Source organism: Kingella negevensis, assembly GCF_030177895.1.
GTDB classification, from domain to species: Bacteria; Pseudomonadota; Gammaproteobacteria; order Burkholderiales; family Neisseriaceae; genus Kingella_C; species Kingella_C negevensis.
This window is the reverse complement of the sequence record NZ_CP123448.1, coordinates 516,470-539,857: the sequence shown is the minus strand read 5'-3', so window position 1 is coordinate 539,857 and position 23,388 is coordinate 516,470. Positions and strand designations below refer to the sequence as shown.

Annotated in this window: 20 protein-coding genes and 2 pseudogenes; 19 read left to right on the top strand and 3 right to left on the bottom strand. The window is 45.9% G+C overall.

All coding sequences use genetic code 11. The features are described 5' to 3' along the window. The first annotated feature begins 412 nt into the window (after positions 1–412). The 5 genes from pheA to rlmB all read left to right on the top strand — a co-directional run bounded on the left by pheA (position 413) and on the right by rlmB (position 6,693). A complete protein-coding gene (pheA, locus tag QEO93_RS02935; RefSeq protein ID WP_032136644.1) occupies positions 413–1,489 on the top strand; it encodes a prephenate dehydratase in 1,077 nt (358 codons plus the stop codon). A 103-nt stretch (positions 1,490–1,592) separates the two neighbouring features. Then, positions 1,593–3,782 carry a YccS family putative transporter gene (gene yccS, locus QEO93_RS02930; RefSeq protein ID WP_032136643.1) on the top strand — a complete coding sequence of 730 codons (2,190 nt, stop codon included), beginning with the start codon at positions 1,593–1,595 and terminating at the stop codon, positions 3,780–3,782. 60 nt (positions 3,783–3,842) lie between these two features. Further along, positions 3,843–4,664 (top strand): tetratricopeptide repeat protein, encoded by an 822-nt coding sequence (locus QEO93_RS02925; protein WP_032136642.1) that lies wholly within the window; start codon positions 3,843–3,845, stop codon positions 4,662–4,664. A 53-nt stretch (positions 4,665–4,717) separates the two neighbouring features. Next, positions 4,718–5,791 carry a tRNA (adenosine(37)-N6)-threonylcarbamoyltransferase complex transferase subunit TsaD gene (gene tsaD / locus QEO93_RS02920; RefSeq protein ID WP_032136641.1) on the top strand — a complete coding sequence of 358 codons (1,074 nt, stop codon included), beginning with the start codon at positions 4,718–4,720 and terminating at the stop codon, positions 5,789–5,791. A gap of 158 nt (positions 5,792–5,949) precedes the next feature. Next, entirely contained in the window at positions 5,950–6,693 is a 744-nt protein-coding gene (gene rlmB / locus QEO93_RS02915; RefSeq protein WP_032136769.1) for a 23S rRNA (guanosine(2251)-2'-O)-methyltransferase RlmB, read from the top strand. Between the two features lie 40 nt (positions 6,694–6,733). Here the strand turns inward: rlmB and QEO93_RS02910 are convergent, their stop codons facing one another. Next, entirely contained in the window at positions 6,734–7,225 is a 492-nt protein-coding gene (locus QEO93_RS02910) for a GNAT family N-acetyltransferase (RefSeq protein ID WP_032136640.1), read from the bottom strand. Beyond that, positions 7,222–9,117: a monovalent cation:proton antiporter-2 (CPA2) family protein gene (locus QEO93_RS02905; protein ID WP_085815540.1), complete on the bottom strand. Its 1,896-nt coding sequence runs from the start codon at positions 9,115–9,117 to the stop codon at positions 7,222–7,224. Before QEO93_RS02905 ends, QEO93_RS02910 begins: the two co-directional genes overlap by 4 nt. 225 nt (positions 9,118–9,342) lie before the next feature. Here QEO93_RS02905 and QEO93_RS02900 point away from each other — a divergent pair, with 225 nt between their 5' ends. Next, entirely contained in the window at positions 9,343–11,253 is a 1,911-nt protein-coding gene (locus tag QEO93_RS02900) for an ATP-binding cassette domain-containing protein (protein ID WP_284627613.1), read from the top strand. 154 nt (positions 11,254–11,407) lie between these two features. Here QEO93_RS02900 and QEO93_RS02895 read toward each other — a convergent pair whose 3' ends face one another. Further along, complete coding sequence (locus tag QEO93_RS02895) at positions 11,408–12,145, bottom strand: IS5 family transposase (protein ID WP_284627612.1); 738 nt, start codon at positions 12,143–12,145, stop codon at positions 11,408–11,410. 112 nt (positions 12,146–12,257) lie between these two features. Between QEO93_RS02895 and QEO93_RS02890 the strand changes: the two genes are divergently transcribed. From QEO93_RS02890 to QEO93_RS02835, 13 genes and pseudogenes are all read left to right on the top strand, one after another. After that, positions 12,258–12,626 carry a hypothetical protein gene (locus QEO93_RS02890; RefSeq protein ID WP_052368680.1) on the top strand — a complete coding sequence of 123 codons (369 nt, stop codon included), beginning with the start codon at positions 12,258–12,260 and terminating at the stop codon, positions 12,624–12,626. 14 nt (positions 12,627–12,640) lie between these two features. Continuing rightward, entirely contained in the window at positions 12,641–13,912 is a 1,272-nt protein-coding gene (locus QEO93_RS02885; protein ID WP_032136846.1) for a DUF262 domain-containing protein, read from the top strand. Then, entirely contained in the window at positions 13,909–15,747 is a 1,839-nt protein-coding gene (locus tag QEO93_RS02880; RefSeq protein WP_085815537.1) for a DUF262 domain-containing protein, read from the top strand. The genes QEO93_RS02885 and QEO93_RS02880 overlap by 4 nt, the downstream gene beginning before the upstream one ends. Before the next feature lie 40 nt (positions 15,748–15,787). Then, positions 15,788–15,877, top strand: coding sequence for a transposase (locus QEO93_RS11660; RefSeq protein ID WP_425337432.1), 90 nt, complete (start codon positions 15,788–15,790; stop codon positions 15,875–15,877). 12 nt (positions 15,878–15,889) lie between these two features. Then, positions 15,890–16,051: pseudogene (locus QEO93_RS02875) on the top strand (transposase); the annotation flags it as partial. 17 nt (positions 16,052–16,068) lie between these two features. Further along, positions 16,069–16,551, top strand: a complete 483-nt coding sequence (locus QEO93_RS02870) for an IS5 family transposase (RefSeq protein ID WP_085815393.1) — start codon at positions 16,069–16,071, stop codon at positions 16,549–16,551. 108 nt (positions 16,552–16,659) lie between these two features. Beyond that, positions 16,660–16,824, top strand: a pseudogene (locus QEO93_RS02865) (IS1 family transposase); the annotation flags it as partial. A gap of 145 nt (positions 16,825–16,969) precedes the next feature. Beyond that, positions 16,970–18,169: a bifunctional phosphopantothenoylcysteine decarboxylase/phosphopantothenate--cysteine ligase CoaBC gene (gene coaBC / locus QEO93_RS02860; protein ID WP_032137510.1), complete on the top strand. Its 1,200-nt coding sequence runs from the start codon at positions 16,970–16,972 to the stop codon at positions 18,167–18,169. Positions 18,170–18,255: 86 nt separating this feature from the next. Continuing rightward, on the top strand, positions 18,256–18,756 hold the full coding sequence (locus tag QEO93_RS02855; protein ID WP_032137489.1) for an LPS-assembly lipoprotein LptE: 501 nt from the start codon (positions 18,256–18,258) through the stop codon (positions 18,754–18,756). Next, complete coding sequence (gene holA, locus QEO93_RS02850; RefSeq protein ID WP_032137490.1) at positions 18,756–19,766, top strand: DNA polymerase III subunit delta; 1,011 nt, start codon at positions 18,756–18,758, stop codon at positions 19,764–19,766. The genes QEO93_RS02855 and holA overlap by 1 nt, the downstream gene beginning before the upstream one ends. A gap of 67 nt (positions 19,767–19,833) precedes the next feature. Beyond that, on the top strand, positions 19,834–20,262 hold the full coding sequence (locus QEO93_RS02845; RefSeq protein ID WP_032137491.1) for a hypothetical protein: 429 nt from the start codon (positions 19,834–19,836) through the stop codon (positions 20,260–20,262). Between the two features lie 130 nt (positions 20,263–20,392). Further along, a complete protein-coding gene (lon, locus tag QEO93_RS02840; RefSeq protein ID WP_032137492.1) occupies positions 20,393–22,816 on the top strand; it encodes an endopeptidase La in 2,424 nt (807 codons plus the stop codon). A gap of 266 nt (positions 22,817–23,082) precedes the next feature. Further along, positions 23,083–23,361 carry an HU family DNA-binding protein gene (locus QEO93_RS02835; RefSeq protein ID WP_032137493.1) on the top strand — a complete coding sequence of 93 codons (279 nt, stop codon included), beginning with the start codon at positions 23,083–23,085 and terminating at the stop codon, positions 23,359–23,361. Positions 23,362–23,388: the final 27 nt, after the last annotated feature.

Genomic DNA, 23,388 nt, shown 5'->3' with positions numbered 1-23,388 from the left:
GTTTTGTTGTTTGATGTAATATTTTCAGGCTGCAATTGCCGAAAAAATCAGATTTTTATCGTTTTAAAATCCCAGTTCGCATAATAAAATAATCCAAAATAAGAAAAATTAATCAAAAATTGTTTTGTATAACATAGTTATTGGAAAAAACCTTCCGCTTGTGTATAGTTACTACATCAAGTTACAGTGTTTTGAGTGGTTGCAGCGATGTAACCAAACTCTCCTCGGCTTTGCGGTGTTGCTTTTTTTCTCCTTTCGGGCAACGCTGCGAAGGCAGGCGCAAGCCTGTATTGTTTGTGAAGCGTAAAATCTCTGATTTGAGGTATTTTCAGGCAGCCTGAATGGGTTGCCTGTTTTTTTGGGGCATCAGATTGGTATAATGTGCCAAAAATTTCGCAAAAGGAAAAAAATAATGTCAGACAACGATAAACTGCTGCCGCACCGCAACGCCATTGACGCGATTGACCAACAAATTCTCACGCTATTAAACGAACGCGCCACACACGCCCACGCCATTGGCGTATTAAAAGGCACATGCGCGGTGTATCGCCCCGAGCGCGAAGCCCAAGTATTGCGCCGCATTCAAAGCCTGAATCAAGGCCCATTGCCAAACGAAAGCGTCGCGCGACTATTCCGCGAAGTGATGAGCGAATGCTTGGCGGTGGAACGTCCGCTCACGATTGCCTATTTAGGGCCAGAAGGCACATTCACGCAATTAGCTGCCATCAAACATTTCGGACACGCCGCCAAAACCGTAGCTTGCGCGACTGTGGACGACAGCTTACGCATGGTAGAAGCGCATCAAGCGGATTACGCGGTTGCGCCCGTGGAAAATTCAACAGAAGGCTCAGTGGGGCGCACGCTGGATTTGCTGGTTTCCACGCCCTTGCAAGTGTGCGGCGAAGTGGTGCAACGCATTCATCATCATCTGATGAATCTTTCAGGCAGCCTGAAAGACGTGCAAGCCGTTTACGCACATCCGCAAGCATTGGCGCAATGCCAACAATGGCTAAACGTGAATTTGCCCAAAACCGTGAACCGTATCGCCGTTTCCAGCAACGCAGAAGCCGCGAGTTTGGCACAACATAATCCCGCCTTTGCCGCGATTGCCAGCCAAGCAGCAGCAGAAATTTACGGCTTAACCAAATTAGCCAGCAATATTGAAGACGAGCCAAACAACACCACGCGCTTTTTGGTGCTGGGCAATCAAACCACCACGCCAAGTGGCAAAGACAAAACATCTTTGGTGCTGGGTGCGCCCAATGAAGTGGGGACGCTGCACCGCCTGATTGAGCCGCTGACTTCGGCTGGGATTTCTTTAACCAAATTTGAAAGCCGCCCCAGCAAAGTGAGCTTGTGGGAATATCTCTTTTTTGTGGATATTGAAGGACATATTGATGAACCGCGTGTTCAGGCTGCGTTGGCAGAATTGAAACAACGTGTCGCGTTTATGCGCGTGGCAGGGGCTTATCCTGTTGCGGTTTTATAAATGAGAACGCAGTCTGAAAATGAGTTTTCAGGCTGCATTTTTTACCCAAATGCAGTCTGAAAGTTTACAATATCGCCCACAAAAATAACTTCACTTCACAATCATGAAAACCCCAGCCATAGACACCAAAATCATCAACACTATCCCTGTCATTATCGGCGCAACCATTGCTTCTATTGCGATTGACTACTTCGGCTGGGAAAAGCAATTCGCGGCGGTGATTTTAGGCATTATCGCAGGCGGTTTGGTGGATTTGGATAACGGTTTAACAGGCAAACTGAAAAATATTCTGTATGCCGTGTGTTCGTTTACCGTGGTGTCGCTGTCCGTGCAAATCACGTTTGCGCACCCCATTCCATTGGCGTTGGTGTTTATGGCGGTGGCGTTCATCTTCACCATGTTTGGCGCGGCTGGCACACGTTTTCGCACCGTATCATTTGGCACATTGGCGGTGGCGATTTACACCACGCTCACACACGACCCACACGCGCCGTTTTACATGAATTCGCTGATGATTGTGATTGGTACACTGCTGTATAGCGGCTGCACCTTGCTCACGCATTTAGTGTTTCCGCACCGTCCCGTGCAAGAAAGCATGGCAAATGCGTATGACGCGCTGGCGAATTATTTAGACGTGAAAGCAAACTTTTTTGACCCCGATGAAATCGCCTATATTGATGAACAACAAGTGAATTTGGCGATGACGAACACGAAAGTAATTAACGCGTTCAACCAATGCCGTAGCGCATTGTTTTACCGTATGCGTGGGCAACATCGCCACCCACGCACGGCGCAAATGCTGCGTTATTATTTTATCGCGCAAGATATTCACGAGCGGATTAGCTCTAGCCACATGCACTATGAAACCTTTACCGAGCAAATGCGTTACACCGATTTGATTTACCGCATTCAGCGCATGATTCGTTTGCAAGCAAAATCTTGCCGCGAAGTGGCGCAAAGTCTGCGAGACAATCAAACTTATCAATCTTCTACGGCGTTGGTGCGAGCCACTCAGGGCGCGGCGCAATCGCTAACCCATTATGCGGAACATGATTCGCACAATGGCGCATCGCCTTACAGTGTGCAGCGTTTGTTGGACAATATTTCACGCATTAGTTTGCAATTTGAGCATTTAGGCAGCCTGAAAAGCCATCATTTGATTAAAGATGACGCGCAAACGCGGATTTTGTTGAACGAAACGCGCGGCTTTAAAGAAGCGTGGCGTGTGTTGCGTAGTCAGTGCAATGTGTCATCGCCTGTGTTTCGCCATGCGGTGCGGATGTCTGTGATTGTGCTTGTGTGCTGCGTGTTGGTGCAAATGGTGGCGAAATATCATTTAAACCCGAAAGATTTAAGTGCGGGCTATTGGATTTTGCTGACGGCAGTTTTTGTCTGCCAGCCAAACTATTCGGCGACTAAAAGCCGTTTGTTGCACCGTATTTGGGGGACGCTGGGCGGTGTGTTAGTAGGGACAGTGCTGAGTTTTATCCCGATGAGTACTTCGGTGCAAATTGGGATTTCGGTGGCGATGTTGGTGATGTTTTTCTATTGCCGCACAAATAAATATAGCTACTCTACGTTTTTTATTACGATTCAGGCGATTATGGCGTTTGCCGTGCTGGGTTTGGATATTCGCAATTTCTTTGTGCCTCGGATTATTGACACGGTGCTGGGTTCGTTTGTGGCTGGAGCGGCGGTTTATTTGCTGTGGGCGGACTGGAAATTTGTGTCGCTGGACAAAAATAGTGCAGCGGCGGTGCAAAGTAACGCTGGTTATTTAAAAGCGGTGTTGCACGAGTTGCGCTTTGGGTTGAGCGATGATGTGGCGTACCGCTTTGCACGGCGCGATAGTCATGATAAGGCAGCGGCATTGGCGAGTGTGCTATCGGATATGTCGCTGAATGTGGATAAGCATGGCACGAAATTGGACGATGGTTTTGCGTTGCTGAAGCTGGATTATTCGCTGATTAGCTATATTTCAGCTTTGGGTGCGTACCGAGATAAAATTCAGCAAAACACGGAAGCGGAACAGGAATTTTTGCTGCATTTCTATCCGATTGCGGAATGTATGGCGAATGTGTTGCAGCAGTTGAGCGAATGGCAGGAAACTGAGTTTCAGGCTGCGTTTGATGAATTGAGTGCGCAGTTGGAACAATTAAAATTGCTGGCGCAATCGGGTTCGGAACAAAATCAGGTGTTGTATCGCCAGTTGGCTTTGATTGAGGAATTGTTGCCTAAGTGCTATCAGACTTTGCAACGGCAGAAAGTGAATGTTCAGGTTCACGCAGCCTGAAAAATTGAGAAGCAGGTTTTCAGGCTGTAAAATAGTCTAAAAATACAGAAAGATAAAAAAATGACTTTTACATTACAAAATTTAAAATTAAACACAGCGTTTGCCAATATTGAAAAAGGCAATTATAAAGCCGCCGTGCCAACGCTGCGCGAGTTCGCAGAAAAAGGCGACGTGGACGCGCAATATCAGTTAGCGTTTATGTTCCAACAAGGTTTGGGTGTGCAAGTGAATTTAGAACGCGCAGCGCAATGGTATGAAAAAGCCGCAGAGCAGGGCGATTTAGCATCACAATTCAATTTAGCAGAATTGTATGAAGACGGCGACGGCGTGGCGCAAGATTATGTTCAGGCTGCGAAATGGTACGCAAAAGCCGCAGAGCAGGGCGATATTGACGCGCAAAACCAGTTGGCGCGATTGTATGCCGAGGGTTTGGGCGTGGCGCAAGATTACGTTCAGGCTGCGAAATATTGGCTGATGGCAGCAGAAGAGGGTGATGACGAAGCCTTGTACAATTTGGGCGTGGTGTATGATGACGGCTTGGGCGTGTCGCCTGATTATGAAAAAGCGGCGGATTTTTATCAGCAAGCGGTGGACATGGGCAACGTGGACGCAATGGTCAATTTAGGTTTGTTGTATCAAGAGGGCTACGGCGTGAAACAGGACAAAGCGCAAGCGGTTCACTGGTTTACACAAGCGGCGGAGTTGGGCGATACCATGGGGCAGTTTAATTTGGGTTTGGCTTACGCAGAAGGCGAGGGCGTGGACTTGGATTATGCGGAAGCAGCGAAATGGTGGAAACGTGCGGCAGCGCAAGGGGATAAGGATTCTGCGGCGGCATTGGCAGAATTAGAAGTGGTTTTGAAAGAAGAGCAACAAGCATAAATAACGGCAGCCTGAAAACCCTTTTTTCAGGCTGCCTGAAAGTTAAAAAAAGAATGATAGTTTTAGGAATAGAAAGCTCGTGTGATGAAACGGGCGTAGCGATTTACGACACTGAAAAAGGCTTAATCGCCAACCAGTTGCACACACAAATGGCAATGCACGCAGAATACGGCGGCGTTGTGCCAGAATTAGCAAGCCGCGACCACATTCGTCGCCTTGTGCCACTCACGCAAACCGCGCTCAAAGAAGCCCATCTGCAATATGATGACGTGGACGCGATTGCCTACACGCAAGGTCCAGGCTTGGGCGGCGCGTTGCTGGCGGGTTCGTCTTATGCCAATGCGTTGGCGTTCGCGCTGAATAAACCTGTGTTGCCCGTACATCATTTGGAAGGGCATTTGCTCTCGCCGCTGCTGGCTGATGAGCAGCCTGAATTTCCCTTTGTCGCGCTGCTGGTGTCGGGTGGACACACGCAATTTATGGCGGTGCGCGATTTTGGCGATTACGAATTGCTCGGCGAAACGGTGGACGATGCGGCTGGTGAAGCGTTTGATAAAACAGGGAAATTGATTGGCTTGCCGTATCCTGCTGGCGCGATTTTGTCGGAATACGCGAAACTGGGTTCGCCTGATGCGTACCAATTTCCGCGCCCGATGTTGCACAGCCACGATTTGCAAATGAGCTTTTCGGGCTTGAAAACATCAGTGCTGACGGCGGTGGAAAAAACACGCGCAGAATTGAATTTGTCGCCAACGGATTTGCTGCCTGAAAATACGCGCAATGATATTTGCCGCGCGTTTCAAGATGCGGTGGTTGATGTGTTGATGGCGAAAGCGAAAGTGGCTCTTTTGCAGACAGGATTTCGCACATTGGTGGTGGCTGGCGGCGTGGGCGCAAACTGGAAATTGCGCGAACAGTTGGCAGATTTTGCGGTGAAAACTGCGCCCAAATCGCAGCCTGAAAAAGTGAAAACGTATTTTCCGCCGTTGCCATTGTGTACCGATAACGGGGCGATGATTGCGTTTGCAGGGGCGATGCGGTTGGTGCATGGGGTGCAAGCGGCGGAGCAGGTGGGGGCGTTTAATGCGAAACCTCGTTGGTCTTTGCGTGAGATTGTGCGAGGATAGTTTTCAGGCTGCAAACAGTTACGCTTCACGAATCTAAGCGCGGGTGTGGCAGCGCAACGCCACGTTTACGTTAAATTTAACAAAATGGTTTTCAGGCTGCTGTAGTTTAAAAAAGGCAGCCTGAAAGTATGTTTATCCAAAATAAAAGAAAGTTTGAAATGTCCAATCAACGCTTAATCTACGGTTTCCACGCCATCAACGCTCGTTTGTGGCAAAACCCGAAATCCATCACGGAATTGTATGTACTGGAAAACAAATCTGACGCACGCACACGCGATGTGTTGGAGAAAGCGGCGCAAGAAAACATCCGCTTGCATTTTGCCAACCAAGACCGCCTAAACGCTATGGCAAAAGGTGCACGACATCAAGGCGTAGTCGGTTTTATTGACGCTTCTAAAAACCATGTTCACTTGGAAGATGTGCTGGAAAACTTGCAAGAGCCGCCGTTTTTGCTGGTGCTGGACGGCATTACTGACCCACACAATCTTGGTGCGTGTTTGCGTACGGCGGACGCGATGGGCGTTCATGCGGTGATTGCGCCGAAAGACAAAAGCGCGGGGCTGAACGCAACGGTGAGCAAAGTGGCGTGTGGTGCGGCGGAAACTGTGCCGTATATCACGGTAACCAATTTGGCGCGGACGCTGCGTGAGTTGAAAGAATATGGCATTTGGATTGTGGGGACGGACATGGACGGCGAAAGCGATTTGTTCCATTATGATGCGCCGCAGTCGATTGCGTGGGTGATGGGCAACGAGGGCGAAGGCATGCGCCGTTTAACGCGCGAGCATTGCGATGTTTTGGTGTCTATCCCGATGTTTGGCACGGTGGAAAGCATGAATATTTCGGTTTCTGCGGGTATGGTGCTGGCGGAAACGCGTCGCCAACGTGAATTGAAAAAATAAAGAAAATGCAGCCTGAAAAAATATTTTCAGGCTGCATTTTTTATACCGTTTTCCCAAGAATAATAATATCCGCTAACACATTATCCCATTCACACACTTGCGGCAAAAAGCCCCATTGCTCAAACCCAAATTGTTCAAACAAAGACAAGCTGGGCTGATTGTGCGCGAAAATCACGGCGGTGATTTTGTGAATGCCAAGCTGCGGTGCGCGTTCGAGCATTTGCGTTAAAACCAACCGCCCCAAGCCTTTGCCACGCTGCTGTTCATGCACATAAATGCTGATTTCTGCGGTTCTGTCATAAGCGGCGCGTGGGTAATAATCGCTGAAACTACTCCACGCTATCACGCAGCCTGAAACGTCTTTCAGCACATAAAGCGGACGATTTTTGCGCTGATGGGCTTGAAACCACGCTTCACGCTGCGCTACAGTTACAGGCTGTAAATCGGCGGTTACTTGGCGTGAAGCCACAGTGCTGTTGTAAATCGATACGATTTCAGGCAGCTCTTCTCGCGTTGCCAAAGACAAAATCATGAAATACCTTTCTTGATTTTGGTGTGGTCGTGGTCGTGGGCTTCGTGCCAATCTACCGTTTCGCCGCGCAACAGGGCTTGCACCATGTTTTGTGTTTCGCCTTCCACTTCTTTCACCACGCGCATTAAATCTTCATTGGTGAAAATCGGGATAGACGGGTCGTAAACCGCTGCCATTCGGTCGGACATATAACGGTCGCGCGCGGCATAAAATTTGCTCATATCACGCGCTTTTTCGGGTTTCATGCCCAGTTTTTCCAGCGCAATACTCGCGGCGCGAATGGAAGAATCGGCGATTTCGCGAATAATATAAGTTGCGCCAGCGTGGTTCAAATCATACGCGTGCATACGGTCGTAAGCGCGAGCAATAATGGGCAAATCAGGATAATGGCGGCGCACAAATTCCACCACCGCTGTTGATTCTTTTTGGTCGCCCAAAGCCACAATCAGCAATTTTGCTTTTGCTAAACCCACTGCGCCCAATAATTCGGGATTGGTTGCGTCGCCATAATAGGTTTTCAGCCCAAATTTGGTCAGCCCTTCCACGCGTTCGGCATGGTTATCAACCACGGTTACAGGGTAGCCACACGCCACTAGTAAGCTATTGATATGCTGACCAAAACGTCCGTGCCCCAGTAAAATCACAGGATTTTCCACATCAATTTTGTCTTGTTCACGGCTTTCTGCGTTTTCTTCCATAATCGCACGCGGTGCCAGCACTTTGTCATAAAAAATAAACAAAAGTGGTGTCAGCACCATAGACAGCGCAATCACCAAGCTCATGCGGTCTAAAATATGCTCTTCTAATACATGGCTTTGACGTGCAATCGACAGCAACACAAAACCAAATTCCCCTGCTTGCGCCAAACTCAACGCAAACAATTTGGTAGACAAAGAAGGCAGCCTGAAAAGTTTACCCAAAATCATCAACACGCCAGCTTTAATCAGCAGCAGAGCCAATGTCATACCAATAATGGGGAAGAATTTGCTTTGCAGCAGACCAAAGTTCATGCCTGCGCCAACGGTGATGAAAAACAAGCCTAAAAACAAGCCTTTGAATGGTTCGATATGGCTTTCCATTTCGTGACGATACGCGCTGTTCGCCAACGTAACACCAGCGATAAACGTGCCCAATGCAGACGACAAACCGACTAAAGACATCAGCGTGGAAATCCCCACCACTAACGCCAATGTGAAAATCGTCAGCATTTCGCGCACACGGCTTCTAATAATCAGGCGCAACGCAATTGGTACAACAAATTGAACGAATAACACAATCGCCACAATCGCTGCCACGCTCACCGATGCTGTTACCCACGCAGGTTGATGCGCCAACAAATTGCCCGAAGTATGCCCCTGTTCGCCGCCAGCCGAAATCCCTGCCGCCGCCAACAATGGCATTAACGCCAACATCGGAATCGCCGCCACATCTTGAAACAATAGCACCGCAAAACCTGCTTGTCCGCCTTGTGTTTGCAACAAATGTTTTTCGTTATACGTTTGCAACACAATCGCAGTGGAAGACAGCGACAGCACACAGCCCACTGCTACGCCCACTTGCCAAGAATAGCCCAACGCCATTGCCACGCCCGTGATTGTCGCTAAAGTCAGCACCACTTGCAAGCCGCCTAAGCCTAATAATTTATGACGCATTTGCCACAGCATTTGTGGCGCAAGTTCCAAACCCACCAAAAACAACATCATTACCACGCCAAACTCGGCAATGTGTTGAATAGATTGGGTTTCCTTGCCAACCAGCCCTAAAACAGGACCAATCACAATCCCAGCCAGCAAATAACCTAGCACCGAACCCAGCCCGAGCTTCTGCGAAACCAGCACCGAGACGATGGCAAAAGCCATGTAAATAAAAGCGTAAAGCAGCAAAAATGTCATAAAAAAAGTTCCTTTTGTGTAGCGGTGTGTAAGTGTTAAAAAGTGTTTTGATTTTACAAAATTTACATTAAAAAAGATAGACTTCACGCAGCCTGAAAACTGCTTTCAGGCTGCATTTTGCAAAACTTATCTTTCAGGCTGCCCAAAGCGTTTTCAGGCTGCATTTTGCTGTTTATTCGGCAAACCATTACAATTCGTTTTATTTTGTAAATTTAGGACAAAACCATGACTATTCTTGCGGTAGAAAATGCCAGTTTCGCAGTCGGACACGTTCCGCTTTTAGACAAAACCAGTTTCCAGCTCAATCAAGGCGAAAAAATCGGCTTAATCGGGCGAAACGGCGCAGGGAAATCTTCGTTTTTGAAAATTTTGGCGGGCGTGCAGAAATTAGATGATGGTCAAATCATCGTGCAAAACGGCATGAAAATTGTCTATGTGCCGCAAGAAAGCGTGTTTGATGACCAAGCGAGCGTGTTTGATGTCGTGTCGCAAGGTTTGGGCGATTTGCGCGATGTGTTGCGCCGTTATCATCAGGTTAGCCACGCGCTGGAAACGCAGCATTCTGATGATTTAATTCGCCAACTCAATGAGTTACAAAATGAAATTGAATCGCAAGACGGCTGGCAGTTTGACGCGGCAATCCGCCAAACGATTAGCGAATTGGGGCTGCCTGAAAATGAATTGATTGGCAACTTGTCGGGTGGTCAGAAAAAACGGGTTGCGTTGGCTCAAGCGTGGGTGCAAAAACCCGATATTTTGTTGCTGGACGAACCGACTAACCATTTGGATATTGACGCGATTATTTGGCTGGAAAATTTGTTGCAAGCGTTTTCAGGCAGCATGGTGGTGATTACGCACGACCGCCGTTTTTTGGACAACATCGCCAATCGGATTGTGGAATTGGATAGGGGCGTGTTGCGTTCGTACGAGGGCAGTTTCAGCAAATACAGCAAGAAAAAAGCGCAGGAATTGGCGGTTGAGGCGGAACACAATCGCCTGTTTGATAAATTTCACGCGCAGGAAGAAGTGTGGATTCGCAAGGGCATTGAGGCGCGAAGAACGCGCAACGAGGGGCGTGTGCGCCGTTTGGAAGAATTGCGCCGACAACGCGCCGCTCGCCGTGAACAGCAGGGGCAAGTCAATTTCAAACTGGATACGGGCGAAAAAAGCGGCAAAATCATTGCGGAATTGGAACACGCGAGTTTTGCGTATGGCGACCATATGATTATGGATAAATTTTCCACGATTATTCAACGCGGCGACAAAATCGGTTTGATTGGCGCGAATGGTATTGGTAAGACCACGTTTTTAAAGCTGATTTTGGGCGAATTGCAACCGACTTACGGCAAAATCCGTTTGGGCAGCAAGCAGGAAGTGGCGTATTTTGACCAATTCCGCAGCCAGTTGAACGAAAACGACACGGTTTTTTACACGTTGGGGCAAGGCAATGATTTTGTGGAAGTGGGCGGCAAGAAAAAACACGTGATGTCGTACTTGGAAGATTTCCTGTTTCACCCAGCGCGCGCGCAATCGCCTGTTTCTTCGTTGTCGGGAGGCGAGCGTAACCGTTTGTTGTTAGCGAAATTATTTACGCGACCTGCCAATATTTTGGTGTTAGACGAGCCGACCAATGATTTGGATATTGACACGCAGGAATTGCTGGAAGAATTGTTGCGTGATTATGCTGGCACGGTGTTTTTGGTATCGCACGACCGTATGTTTTTGGATAATGTGATTACGCAAAGTATTGTTTTTGAAGGTAATGGCAGCCTGAAAGAATATATTGGCGGTTATCAAGATTATTTGGACGCGAAATCACGCGAAGAGAAGTTTCAGGCAGCCAACGCGCCGAAAACCGCCGCAGCCGAAGAACCTGCGAAAGAGAAACCGAAAGCCAATCGCACGGTTAAATTGTCGTACAAAGAGCAGCGAGAATTGGACGCGCTGCCTGATGAAATCGCGGCTTTGGAAGCGGAGCAGGCGGATTTGAACGCGCAATTATCTGACCCTGAGATTTTCAAGGATTATGAAAAAGCAGGCAGCCTGCAAAGTCGGGCGGAAGAGATTGAGATGCTTTTGTTGGAAAAATTGGAAAGATGGGAGATTTTGGAAGCGAAGCAGAATGGGGCGGTTTGAGTTTCAGGCAGTCTTTAAAGTAGAGTGGGCAATTTGTTTGCCCTCCATTTATTGTTTTTGGATTTTAAAAGCTTAGAGAAAGGCATTTAAAATGGAATTTATGTCAGCAACGAAGGCGCAACGATTAGCATTTAATCTATTATTTATTTCAGGGTTAGCTAGGGGCTAATGACACGGTACTTTCATAATTACGTTTTAATTTATCGTACCGTGTTGCCAGCGCACGAAAATGCTTTAATCGTGCAAAAGCATTTTCTACCAAGTGCCTGATTTTATATAAATACCAATCTGTGTCCACATTAAGATGTTCTCTACTTTTCTTATATGGAATATTGGCTTTACTTTGTTTAGAATGAATTAACCGACGAAAAGTATCACTGTCAAAACCCCTATCAGCACACACGGTTTCATTATCACTTAAGTCCAATTGTGCCAATAAATCAGGCGCAACAACAATCTCATTTACATTACCAGCTGTAATCATAAATTCAATTGGATTACCACAAGCATCAACCGCTAAATGAATTTTAGACGTATGACCTCCGATACTCTTACCGACAGCTTGATGCACAATGGATTTTTTACCCATGCCGTGTTGATGAACACGGATATGACTACCGTCCATAAAGACCCATTCCATATCGGGTGTATCTGCCAAATGTTTAAATAATTTGGTAAAAATACCGCGTTTAGACCAGCGATTGAAACTTTGGTAAAGGCTGTTTGCTTTACCAAAATAACTAGGTATATCAGCCCATTGGCAGCCTGTACGTAAGCGAAACAGGATACCTTCTACTGTTTTGCGTAAATTTTTCTTGCGATAAATGCCAAGCTGTTTCAAAATAGGTAACAGTCTTGACCATGTTTCATTTGTAAGCGTGTTTCGGGACATGGCAAAGGTTTAGGATGGTTGTGTGGAAACAATATCTTAAATCCTTTGCCTCTTTTTTTGAATTGTCAATAGCCCCTAGGACAGCCCCAATAATTTTTAAGTGAGCAAAAACATGATTTTCCAAACAGCGTATTTTCAAATGTGCGGACGCAACAAATCACGCAACCAAGACGCATTATTCAACGGCGCGGAAGCCAAACACGCCAAAATGAACAAACCGCGGATTGTAGAAGTTTCAGGCAGCCCGATTCGCGTGGCGGTGGCAGACGGCGTTTACAGCAGCGAACAACCGCATTTAGCCAGCCGTTTTTGGGTCAATGCGTGGGCGGACAATGGCGCGTGTGAACGTGCATTTTTTACGCGGAATTTTGGGTGTTTTTGCGATACCGATTTGGTGGCAAAATTGGAAGAATTGCGCCGTGCGGTCAAATTGGGCGAATTTTACGATGATTGCAGCGTGGTTTGTGTTCAGGCTGCCTGAAAAAAGGAAATATCATGCATAACTGTCAAATCCACGCCATTCAATCTATTTTCCAACTTCCGTTACACATACCGCATTACCAACGCCCCTACAAATGGCAAGCCAAACACATTTTGCAGCTCTTGCAAGATTTACAACATCATCACGAAAACAACATCATATATCGCATTGGCACAGTCGTATTGCACAACGATTCATCGCGCCACGAAATTGTGGATGGACAACAACGTCTTATTACGCTTTCCCTAATTGTGTACGCACTCACAGGTAAACAAAATGGTTTGCTGGCTGAAAAACTCAATCACAGCACTAGCCAACACAATGTGGTACAAAATTATCAATTTATTCAACATTATTGTCGTGAAAATTTCATTGAAAATAAACAAAATTTTGCCAATTACATTTTGCAAACGTGTGAAATGGTGTGTGTTACTTTGGATAATTTGGACGAAGCATTTCAATTTTTTGATTCACAAAATGCGCGTGGCAAACCGCTTGAACCTTACGATTTGCTCAAAGCCTATCATTTACGCGAAATGCAGCAATGCAGGCTGCCTGAAAGCCAAATTTTCCCTTGTGTAGAGCGTTGGGAACACACCGCGTTATTGTCGCCACAGGAAATCAATTTGCACAAAATCATCAGTAAAACGCTGTTTCCGCTACGACGTTGGCACGAGCGCGAATCGGGCGAACACTTTACCATTCAGCAATTAGACACATTTAAAGGCGTATCCAGCCAGCAGCATTACCCCTATTTAATGGCGACCAAATTTGCCTATCCGCATATTCAGGCAGCCTTTCAAATCAATCAAGTGCTGCTTAATGGCAAATATTTTTTTGATTTTATTGAATATTATCGCGACCACTATCGGCACATTTTTGATAAACACACAGGCAAGTTAAGCCAAATTTCATCGCTTGCCGACATTCACGATTATTTACAACATCATCACGGCACAGGCAAAGGCATGAGTTTTTTACGGCAATTATTTGAATGCACCGTTTTGTTGTATGTGGATAAATTTGGCGAAATACAGCTAGATAGGGTAATTCGGAAAATTTTTGTGTGGGTGTATCAAATGCGTTTGACGTATCAACGCATTGAATTTGCCAGCGTGGATAATTACGCCAACCACATCAAAGGTTTACTGGTGTGCATACAACGCGCCAAACAGCCTAGCGATGTGTGGCAATACATCAACCCAATTTTGCAGCCCAACGAAGTACGTTACAGCAATGTGTATTCAACCCTATTTCAAATTTTAGGCGTGGAAAAAACAAAATGAGTCAAGAATTAACCCTTTCAATTTTCCAATTACTTCATCAAGACCGCTATATTATTCCCATTTATCAACGCAATTATGCGTGGACAGATAAAGAAATTAGCCCTTTGTTAAGCGATATGTATCAGGCGTTTCAACGCCAAAGCGAGCATTATTACATTGGCAGCTTGGTGGTTTATCGCCGCGAGAATGCGTTACTGGAAGTGATTGATGGACAGCAGCGTTTAACCACATTCACATTACTGGCGCATCAATTACGCAATCAATTTTCAGGTAGCCTGAATCTTGCTGACAAGCCCAATATTTCGTTTGAACATCGCCAAGATTTTGCCGCTCATTTACATCAACCCAATCAGTTGCCCGAACATTTTCAGGCAGCCTTAAAAGCGATTAAGCAAAATTGGCTGCCTGAATATTCGGTAAAATTTGCTCAATTTATTTTGGACAATGTGTACATTATCCGCACCGAAATGCCGCCGAAAACCGATTTGAATCATTATTTTGAAATCATGAACACGCGCGGCGAACAATTGGAAAAACACGAGATTTTAAAAGCGCGATTATTAAGCTGTTTGAATGATTGCCATGCAACATCACGAATGCAAGAGGCTTTTTCGCAAAGTTGGGACGCTTGCTCTGATATGAATCGCTATATGGTTTTAGGATTTAAGCCAGCAGCAAGAAAGGCAATTTTTGGTAACAATTACCAAGAATTTCAATTAAATTCCGATAGTATTAAGCAGGCTTTTTCTGCAAAAGAATCTGATGTTTCTACAACCATTCTTCAATTGATTGAAAATAAATTTGAAGCAAGTCAATCAGACGGAAAAGATGAACAACAAGAAACATCAGAGCGTTTTCATTCTGTAATTGATTTTCCTAACTTTTTAATGCACGTTTTGCGTATTTTTGTAGAAAAGGAAACAGGCGATGTGGAAAATGCAAAAAACATTGTGTTAGATGAACGCAAATTATTAGAAACTATCAAAGTAGAAGAATGGGATAAGAAAAAAATTTGCCAATTTGCTAAAACCTTGTGCCAATGCCGTTATTTGTTTGACCGTTATGTAATTAAAACCGATAGCAATAAAGATGACCATTGGTCTCTGCTTACCATTAAGCCGTATAACAAGAGCAGTTATCAATTTGACAACACTTTTTCTATTCAAAATGAACAAAATAGCATTGTAATGTTGTTGGCTATGTTTCACGTTTCGCTACCATCTTTGGTGTACAAAAACTGGCTGTATGCGGTGTTGCGTTGGTTGTATTTTCGCTCTGCCGAACCGACTGTTGCCGATTACCAGCGTTTTTTGGAAGATTTAAGCGACCGTTATTATTTTGGGTATTATGGAAATGATAAAAAGGTGGCGTTTTTTGATTTGATTACGCAAGAAAATTTCAGGCTGCCTGAACATTTAACTTACCCAAAAATTTTCAAAGAAACAGGCATACAAATCCCCAATTTTATTTTTAATCGTTTGGATTATTTGCTGTGGAAAAACGAAAAATACAACCAATACAAAGACAAATTCCGTTTTGCATTTCGTACATCGGTGGAACATTTTTATCCGCAAAATCCCGATGAACAGCACCAGCGTTTGTCTGATAATGTGTTGCACAGTTTTGGGAATTTGTGCTTGTTGCCGTCCAATATCAATTCCAAATTTACCAACAATTTGCCAGCCGCGAAAAAAGCCAATTTCAGTAATATGGACAACCCAAGTTTTAAATTGATGTTGATGTTTGAATTGGCGGATAAGTGGAATGAAGACATCATAAAGCAGCATGAAAATGAAATGTTGGCGGTACTCAATCAACGGTTTCAGGCTGCCTGAAATTGAGAACCTGTATTCACAAAAATGATAAAATATCCTTATGACTAGAAAATCCTACCCAACAGACTTAACAGATGCCCAATGGCAAGCGATTGAGCCATATTTTAACCAGCTACGCCACTACAAATAGGATAAACGTCAATTAGTGAATGCCGTTTTGTACATCACCAAAACAGGTTGCCAATGGCGTATGCTGCCCAATGATTTTCCACCTTATTCAACCGTATGGAGTTTCTATCGCAGAGCCAATCAATCAGGCTTATGGGATAGAATTCTTTTGGCATTGGTTCAAAAAAACGTTTAATCCATCAAAAACAAGCAATGCCAACTTATGCCATTCTTGATTCACAAAGTGTCAAAACAGCTTCTAGCGCACATGATAAAGGTTTTGATGGAGGTAAAAAAATCAAAGGTCGTAAGCGACATATAGCTGTTGATACGTTGGGTAATCTATTGTCTGTTGTGGTTCATGCAGCCAATATTCATGACACAAAAGCAGGTATTTTTGTAGCAAAAAAAGCGTTTGAGACCTATCCGAGTTTAAAAGGTTTCTGTGCGGACGCAGGTTATCGGAATACATTTGAGCGTGAAGTATCAGAGCAATTGGGTTTAACTGTTGAGATTTCAAAGAGAATTCAAGATATTTCTTGGCATATTCTGCCCAAACGTTGGATTGTAGAACGAACGTTTGCATGGTTAGGTTGGTCTCGACGTTTAGCAAAAGATTTTGAGCAGACGAATTTATCTGCTGAAAATTTTGTTAAACTAGGGTATATTTCACAAATATTAAAATTTATCAAATAGTTGTTTGTGAATACGGGTTCTAAAACAAAAAAGCAGCCTGCACTTTTGCTCATTTAAAGTGCAGGCTTCTTTTGTATTTCGTTTACCAACTCATATGAAAAATGGTATCTAGTTGGTAAGCAACACACAGTTAGCATTGAGGGTAATAACTGTCGTTTACGGCACAAAGTAAGGCGAGCGTTTAGAAAAACGTGTTGCTTTTCTAAAAGTATGTTTTATCATAAGAAAGTTTTTGATTTAGCTTTCTTTGATATTCACTTTGGCATTGTTTAGTTTTACAGCACACTTTTCAGGATATCACCTAAAATAAAAATGAGACAAGGCGACAACGTCCGCCGTGTGCATCTAGCACATAAGGACTTTGGCAATGCAGCCTGAAAAGTTAAAATACACGTTCACAAAAAAACTGGAAAACACCATGCAAAAACACATTCTTCTCGCCGTAACAGGTGGCATTGCAGCATATAAATCTTGCGAACTCGTGCGCCTGTTAAAAAAACAAGGATACACCGTAACCGTTGCGCTATCCAAAGCTGCCAGCGAATTTGTAACCGTTCAAACCTTTCAAGCCCTGAGCGGCAATCTCGTACTCACAGAAAACGGTGAGGGCGCAGGCAACGGCATGGCGCACATCAACGCCACTCGCGCGGCGGATATTATGCTTATCGCGCCAGCCACCGCCAACACGCTTGCCAAAATCGCGCACGGCATTGCGGACAATTTGATTACCGAAATGGCAGCAGCACGAACCTGTCCGTTGGTGGTTGCGCCTGCGATGAACGTGCAAATGTGGCGCAACCCTGCCAACCTACGCAACATCGGCAGCCTGAAAACCGATGGCGTTCACGTTTTAATGCCTGCGCATGGCGAACAGGCTTGCGGTGAAGTGGGCGAGGGGCGAATGTTGGAAGCGGCACAAATTGCCGAATTGCTGCCCGATTTTTGGTCGCCGAAACCCTTGTTGGGCAAGCGCGTTTTGCTGACGGTGGGCGCGACTTACGAGGCGATTGACCCTGTGCGTGGTATCACAAACATTTCTAGCGGACAAATGGGCATGGCGTTGGCGCGAGCGTGTCGGGAAGCGGGCTCGGACGTGAGCGTGGTGTACGGCAAAATCAGCGCAAAGCTGCCTGAAAACTTGGTTCACACGGAACAGGCAATCAGCGCGAAAAATATGTATGACAGCGTTTTCAGGCTGCTTTCTCAAGGGCAAGATGTGTTTATTTCGGTGGCGGCGGTGGCGGATTATCGCGTGGCAAATCAGAGTGAGCAAAAGCTGAAAAAAGATGGTTCGGGCAACGCGCCTGTGATTGAGCTGACGGAAAATCCTGATATTTTGCGCGAAGTGGCAGCGTTGGCAAATGCGCCGTTTTGTGTGGGTTTTGCGGCGGAAAGTGAAAACGTGTTGGCGTATGCTCGAGCAAAACGAGCGAAGAAAAATGTGCCGATGTTGGTGGCTAATCAGGTGTCGGACGCGATGGGCAAGGCAACGAATATCATCACAATTTTGAGCGATGATGGCGAAGTGTCGTTGCCTGAAATGGGTAAAGATGAGGTGGCGCGTGAGATTGTGGCGCATTTGGCGAAACAGTTGTCAGCGCGACAAAATGCAGCCTGAAAAGTGAGATTAGTCAAAATGTGAAACAATTTTAACTAACTCCGCTATAATACGTTTTCTTAACATAGCTTATCATTTCATCATTTATGAAAAAATTTGTAGGATTAGGTGTAGCGTTGTTGCTTTCAGGCTGCGGTTTTCATCTGAAAGGCACACATGCACACGAACAATTGCCCGTAAAATTGTGGCAAGTATCAGGCGACCAGTTGCAAGAATCTCTGGAAAAAGCCTTGCGTTATGCTTCGGCTGAACCTGTTTCGGCGGTGGAAGCGCAAGCAGAAGTGCGCGTGTTGTCGTTTGATAGTAAGCGTGATGCGTACACGATTACGCGTGGTGCGAAATTGAACGAATATTTGCTGTCTATGCGTGTAACAGCGCAAGCGTATCGCGATGGCAAGCCGTGGGGCAATTTGCTGCGCGCGGATATTCGCCGAACCATGCCTTATTCAGACAGCGAAACACTGGGCAAAGGCGAAGAAGCAGCGATGATTTGGAACGAAATGCGTGATGACGCAGCGCGCCAAATTGTTCGCCAGCTGGGCGCGGTGAATAAACAAACGCAGCCTGAAACAAAGGCAGCGCAATAATGCCGCAACTGGACATTAATCAACTGGTTGGCAGCCTGAAAAGTGGGTTAAAACCGTTGTATGTGCTGCATGGCGAAGAAGATTTGCTGCGGATTGAAGCAGTGGATACACTTCGCGCGGCGGCCAAGCGACGGGGTTATTTGAACCGCGAAAGTTATACGGTGGATTCACCTAGCTTTGATTGGGGCGAAGTGCTGGCTGGGGCGAGCAGTGCGGGCTTATTTGCTGATTTAAAATTGCTGGAAATTCATGTGCCCAATGGCAAGGTTGGCAAGAATGGTGGCGAAGCGTTGCTGCAACTGGCGGAAAATTTGCCGCCCGACACGGTGGCGCTGATTGTGCTGCCCAAACTGGAAAAGGCGCAGATTTCGTCTAAATGGTTTGGGGCGTTGGCAAAAAATGGCGTGGTGCTGGAAGCGAAAGCGGTTACTGGCACGGTGTTGCCTGCTTGGATTGGCGAGCGGTTGCAGCAACAAGGTTTGTCGGCAGAGCCTGAAGCGGTTGCGCTGTTTGCGGAACGGGTGGAAGGCAATTTGCTGGCGGCGAAACAGGAAATTGATAAGCTGGTGTTGCTGCACCCGAAAGGGCATTTGATTACGGTGCAAGACGCGGAGCAGGCGGTGGCTAATGTGGCGCGGTTTGATGTGTTCCAACTGGCGGCAGCTTGGATGGGTGGTGATGTGCGTCGTGTAATGCGTTTGCTGGATGGACTGGAAGCGGAAGGCGATGAACCTGTGTTGCTGGTGTGGGCGGTGGCTGAAGATGTGCGAACGCTAATCCGTTTATCGGCGGCGTTGAAACAGGGTAAGTCGGTGCAGGCGGTGCGTAATGAATTGCGCTTATGGGGCGATAAGCAAACGCTTGCGCCTAAAGCGGTGGCGCGGTTGTCTGCTATACGGTTGATTGAAGCGTTGCAAGAATGTGCGCGGATTGACCGTCAAATCAAAGGCGTGGAAGACGGCGATGCGTGGGCGACGTTTCGTCAGTTGATGATGAAATTGGCAGTTTGAGTTTTTTTTGGTTTTCAGGCTGCGTTCTGAAAGCTATTTTCCCCTGTAATTTAGTAAAGGAATTTTAATGGATACACAACGTAGATTTTTAGTTTGGGCGGCAATGGTTGCTGTGCTGACGGGCTTGATTTATATCAGTAGTACTTTAGCGTGGTATTGGGCGTTATTGATTGCTGTGCTGATTGTGGCGGTAATTGTGGGCGGTGCGACTGGTTTTATGTATTGGAAACAAAAGAAACTGGTGGACAGCGCGGCGAAGTTCAACATCGATTTGAAAAATGGCAAAATCCACCCAGCTGATTTGCGTCGTATGTATTTTTCAGGCGGACAAGCGCGTTCTGACGCGTTGTTGATTGCGAGCCAAGCTATGCGTTGTTCGGTTCAAGAAGCTGAGAAGCAGTTGGGCGCGAAAATCACAAAACAAGCCGCGCAGCAAGAAATGGCGAAACAACAAGGTAAAAACAAAGGTAAACAACGCCGTGGTCGTCCCCGCTAATTTATAGCAGTTTATTTTCAGGCTGCCTGGAATCAATAAATTGGGTTTCAGGCAGCCTGAAAGTCTTGAAAAGCAAATAAACTGCCCCATTTAGGGCAAACATTACACTCAATAATTAAAGAGAAATATTATGGCAAGAAAAAAAGCAGCCAAAACATTTATCATGCCAGCGTTGCCTTTGCGCGACATGGTAGTCTATCCCAACATGGTGTTGCCTTTGTTTGTGGGTCGTCCAAAATCCGTAGCCGCGCTCAATGCAGCGATGGACGATGGAAAGATGATTTTCTTAGTCGCGCAAAAAAATGGCAGCGATGAAGATCCAACACCTGACGATTTGCATGAAGTGGGAACAATTTCCGAAATCATGCAAGTATTGAAATTGCCTGACGGTACAGTGAAAGTGCTGGTGGAAGGTAAACAACGTGCGTCTGTGCGCGGCATTGCAGACAACGGCGAATATTTTGAATCGGACTTGGTTGCTATGCAAGAAGTGGTGGCAGAACCTGCTGACCAAGAAGCCTTGCACCGCACTTTATTGAGCCAGTTTGACCAATACGTTAAAGCCAACAAAAAAATCCCTGCGGAAGTGTTGGCAAGCATTCATGAAATTGACGACAACAGTCGCATGACGGACACGGTTGCAGCGCATTTGCAACTGAAATTAGACCAACGTCAAAAATTGCTTGAGTTGGCTGATGTGGGCGAGCGCATGGAATTTTTGTTGGCACAAATTGAAGGCGAGTTGGAAATCGCACAACTGGAAAAACGCATTCGCGGCAAAGTTAAACGCCAAATGGACAAAAACCAGCGCGATTACTATTTAAACGAGCAAATCAAAGTCATTCAAAAAGAATTGGGCGAAGAAGAAGATAGCCGCGATTTTGAAAAATTGGCGCAACAAATCCAAGACGCTGGCATGAGCAAAGAAGCCGAAGAAAAAGCCATGTCGGAATTGCGTAAATTGAAAATGATGCCGCCGATGTCGTCTGAAAGCACGGTTGTTCGCAATTATATTGAAACGCTGATTGAATTGCCGTGGAAGAAAAAAACGCGTGTCAGCAAAGATTTAGCCAAAGCCGATTTGGTATTGAACGAAGACCACTACGGCTTGGAAAAAGTTAAAGAACGCATTTTGGAATATTTGGCAGTTCAAAAACGCACCGATAAATTGAAAGGTCCGATTTTGTGCTTGGTTGGCCCTCCGGGCGTAGGTAAAACTTCGTTGGGCGAATCCATCGCCAAAGCCACAGGACGTAAATATGTTCGCATGGCGTTGGGCGGCGTTAAAGATGAAAGCGAAATTCGCGGACATCGCCGTACTTACATTGGCTCAATGCCGGGCAAAATCATGCAAAGCATGACGAAAGTGGGCGTGAAAAATCCATTGTTCTTGTTAGACGAAATTGACAAATTGGGCAACGATTTCCGTGGCGACCCTGCGGCGGCGTTGTTGGAAGTGCTTGACCCTGAACAAAATAGCGCGTTTGCTGACCATTTTGTGGAAGTGGATTTTGATTTGAGTGATGTGATGTTTATCGCTACGTCAAACAGTTTCAATATTCCGCCTGCGCTGCTCGACCGCATGGAAATTATCCGCTTGTCGGGTTACACAGAAGATGAGAAAATCAACATTGCCATGCAATACCTCGTGCCAAAACAAATGAAACGCAATGGTGTGAAAGACGGCGAATTGGCGATTAATGAAACCGCCGTGCGCGATATTGTGCGCTATTACACACGAGAAGCTGGCGTGCGTTCGTTAGACCGTGAAATTGCAAAAATTTGTCGTAAAGCCGTGATTAAAAATGAACTTTCAGGCAGCCTGAAAGCCAAAAAGCCGAAAGTTTTGCGTGTAGATGAAAAAAATTTGGGCGAATTTTTAGGCGTGCGTCGTTTTGATTATGGCGTAACGGCTGGCGAAAATCGCATTGGTCAAGTAATGGGTTTGGCATGGACGGAAGTCGGTGGCGAATTGCTGACGATTGAAGCGGTTGCATTGAAAGGCAAAGGCGCGATTGTTCGCACAGGCAAATTGGGCGATGTGATGCAGGAATCGATTTCGGCGGCGTGGTCTGTGGTGCGTTCTCGTGCGGAAAGTTTGGGGATTGCGCCTGATTTCTACGAGAAAAACGATATGCACGTTCACGTTCCCGAAGGCGCGACTCCGAAAGACGGTCCAAGTGCAGGTATTGCGATGACATTGGCAATGGTTTCTGCTTTGACCAATATTCCTGTTCGCACTGATGTGGCGATGACTGGCGAAATCACGTTGCGCGGCGAAGTATTGCCGATTGGCGGATTGAAAGAGAAACTGTTGGCGGCGTTGCGCGGCGGCATCAAACACGTTCTGATTCCAAAAGACAATGTGAAGGATTTGGAAGAAATTCCGCAAAACGTGAAAGACGGTTTGGAAATTCACGCGGTGCAATGGATTGATGAAGTGTTTGAATATGGTTTGGAGCGTCAGCCTACGCCGTATGTGGCGGAAACGCAGCCTGAAAACACATTAGTTGAGCCAAAAAAAGCCAAATCTGGCGCAAAAGCGAAACACTAATCTGAAACAGAAAGACAGGAGAAATCCTGTCTTTTTTTATTTTCAGGCTGCCTTAAATTTAATAAGGTCAAGCAAAAAGAATGTTTCAGGCTGCTGGTGTGTTGTATAAATGATGTAAAACACAAAAAATATTTTTTCAATCGTTTTATTGCTTGACATAATAAGCAGCCGCTTGATATAAGTTCACATTGTTATGAAACCTCGTGGAAATGCCCTATATTCGGGCGTTCCCCTTATTTTTGACTCCTTACCGAAAGGAAATTCCTATGAATAAATCTGAATTGATTGAAGCGATTGCTAAAGAAGCTGGTTTGACTAAAACTGACGCTGGCAAAGCATTGGACGCGTTTACTGGTGTGGTAAAAACTGCGTTGAAAGACGGCGACACGATTACTTTGGTTGGCTTTGGTACTTTCAAAGTAGCTGAACGCGCTGAACGTAAAGGTTTGAACCCTAAAACGAAACAACCTATTACAATCCCTGCTGCTCGCGTGCCAAAATTCACTGCTAGTAAAGTATTGAGAGACGTTTTGGTAACTAAATAAGCAGTTACAATTTAAAAACGCAGCCTG

Coding starts and splice junctions, on each gene's coding strand:
- QEO93_RS02890 (WP_052368680.1), top strand. CDS start 12,258: ATGATTTTCCAAACAGCGTATTTTCAAATGTGCGGACGCAACAAATCA.
- QEO93_RS02870 (WP_085815393.1), top strand. CDS start 16,069: ATGCCAACTTATGCCATTCTTGATTCACAAAGTGTCAAAACAGCTTCT.
- rlmB (WP_032136769.1), top strand. CDS start 5,950: ATGTCCAATCAACGCTTAATCTACGGTTTCCACGCCATCAACGCTCGT.
- coaBC (WP_032137510.1), top strand. CDS start 16,970: ATGCAAAAACACATTCTTCTCGCCGTAACAGGTGGCATTGCAGCATAT.
- QEO93_RS02855 (WP_032137489.1), top strand. CDS start 18,256: ATGAAAAAATTTGTAGGATTAGGTGTAGCGTTGTTGCTTTCAGGCTGC.
- QEO93_RS02835 (WP_032137493.1), top strand. CDS start 23,083: ATGAATAAATCTGAATTGATTGAAGCGATTGCTAAAGAAGCTGGTTTG.
- QEO93_RS02925 (WP_032136642.1), top strand. CDS start 3,843: ATGACTTTTACATTACAAAATTTAAAATTAAACACAGCGTTTGCCAAT.
- yccS (WP_032136643.1), top strand. CDS start 1,593: ATGAAAACCCCAGCCATAGACACCAAAATCATCAACACTATCCCTGTC.
- QEO93_RS02845 (WP_032137491.1), top strand. CDS start 19,834: ATGGATACACAACGTAGATTTTTAGTTTGGGCGGCAATGGTTGCTGTG.
- QEO93_RS02880 (WP_085815537.1), top strand. CDS start 13,909: ATGAGTCAAGAATTAACCCTTTCAATTTTCCAATTACTTCATCAAGAC.
- QEO93_RS02905 (WP_085815540.1), bottom strand. CDS start 9,117: ATGACATTTTTGCTGCTTTACGCTTTTATTTACATGGCTTTTGCCATC.
- tsaD (WP_032136641.1), top strand. CDS start 4,718: ATGATAGTTTTAGGAATAGAAAGCTCGTGTGATGAAACGGGCGTAGCG.
- QEO93_RS11660 (WP_425337432.1), top strand. CDS start 15,788: ATGACTAGAAAATCCTACCCAACAGACTTAACAGATGCCCAATGGCAA.
- QEO93_RS02900 (WP_284627613.1), top strand. CDS start 9,343: ATGACTATTCTTGCGGTAGAAAATGCCAGTTTCGCAGTCGGACACGTT.
- lon (WP_032137492.1), top strand. CDS start 20,393: ATGGCAAGAAAAAAAGCAGCCAAAACATTTATCATGCCAGCGTTGCCT.
- QEO93_RS02910 (WP_032136640.1), bottom strand. CDS start 7,225: ATGATTTTGTCTTTGGCAACGCGAGAAGAGCTGCCTGAAATCGTATCG.
- pheA (WP_032136644.1), top strand. CDS start 413: ATGTCAGACAACGATAAACTGCTGCCGCACCGCAACGCCATTGACGCG.
- QEO93_RS02885 (WP_032136846.1), top strand. CDS start 12,641: ATGCATAACTGTCAAATCCACGCCATTCAATCTATTTTCCAACTTCCG.
- QEO93_RS02895 (WP_284627612.1), bottom strand. CDS start 12,145: ATGTCCCGAAACACGCTTACAAATGAAACATGGTCAAGACTGTTACCT.
- holA (WP_032137490.1), top strand. CDS start 18,756: ATGCCGCAACTGGACATTAATCAACTGGTTGGCAGCCTGAAAAGTGGG.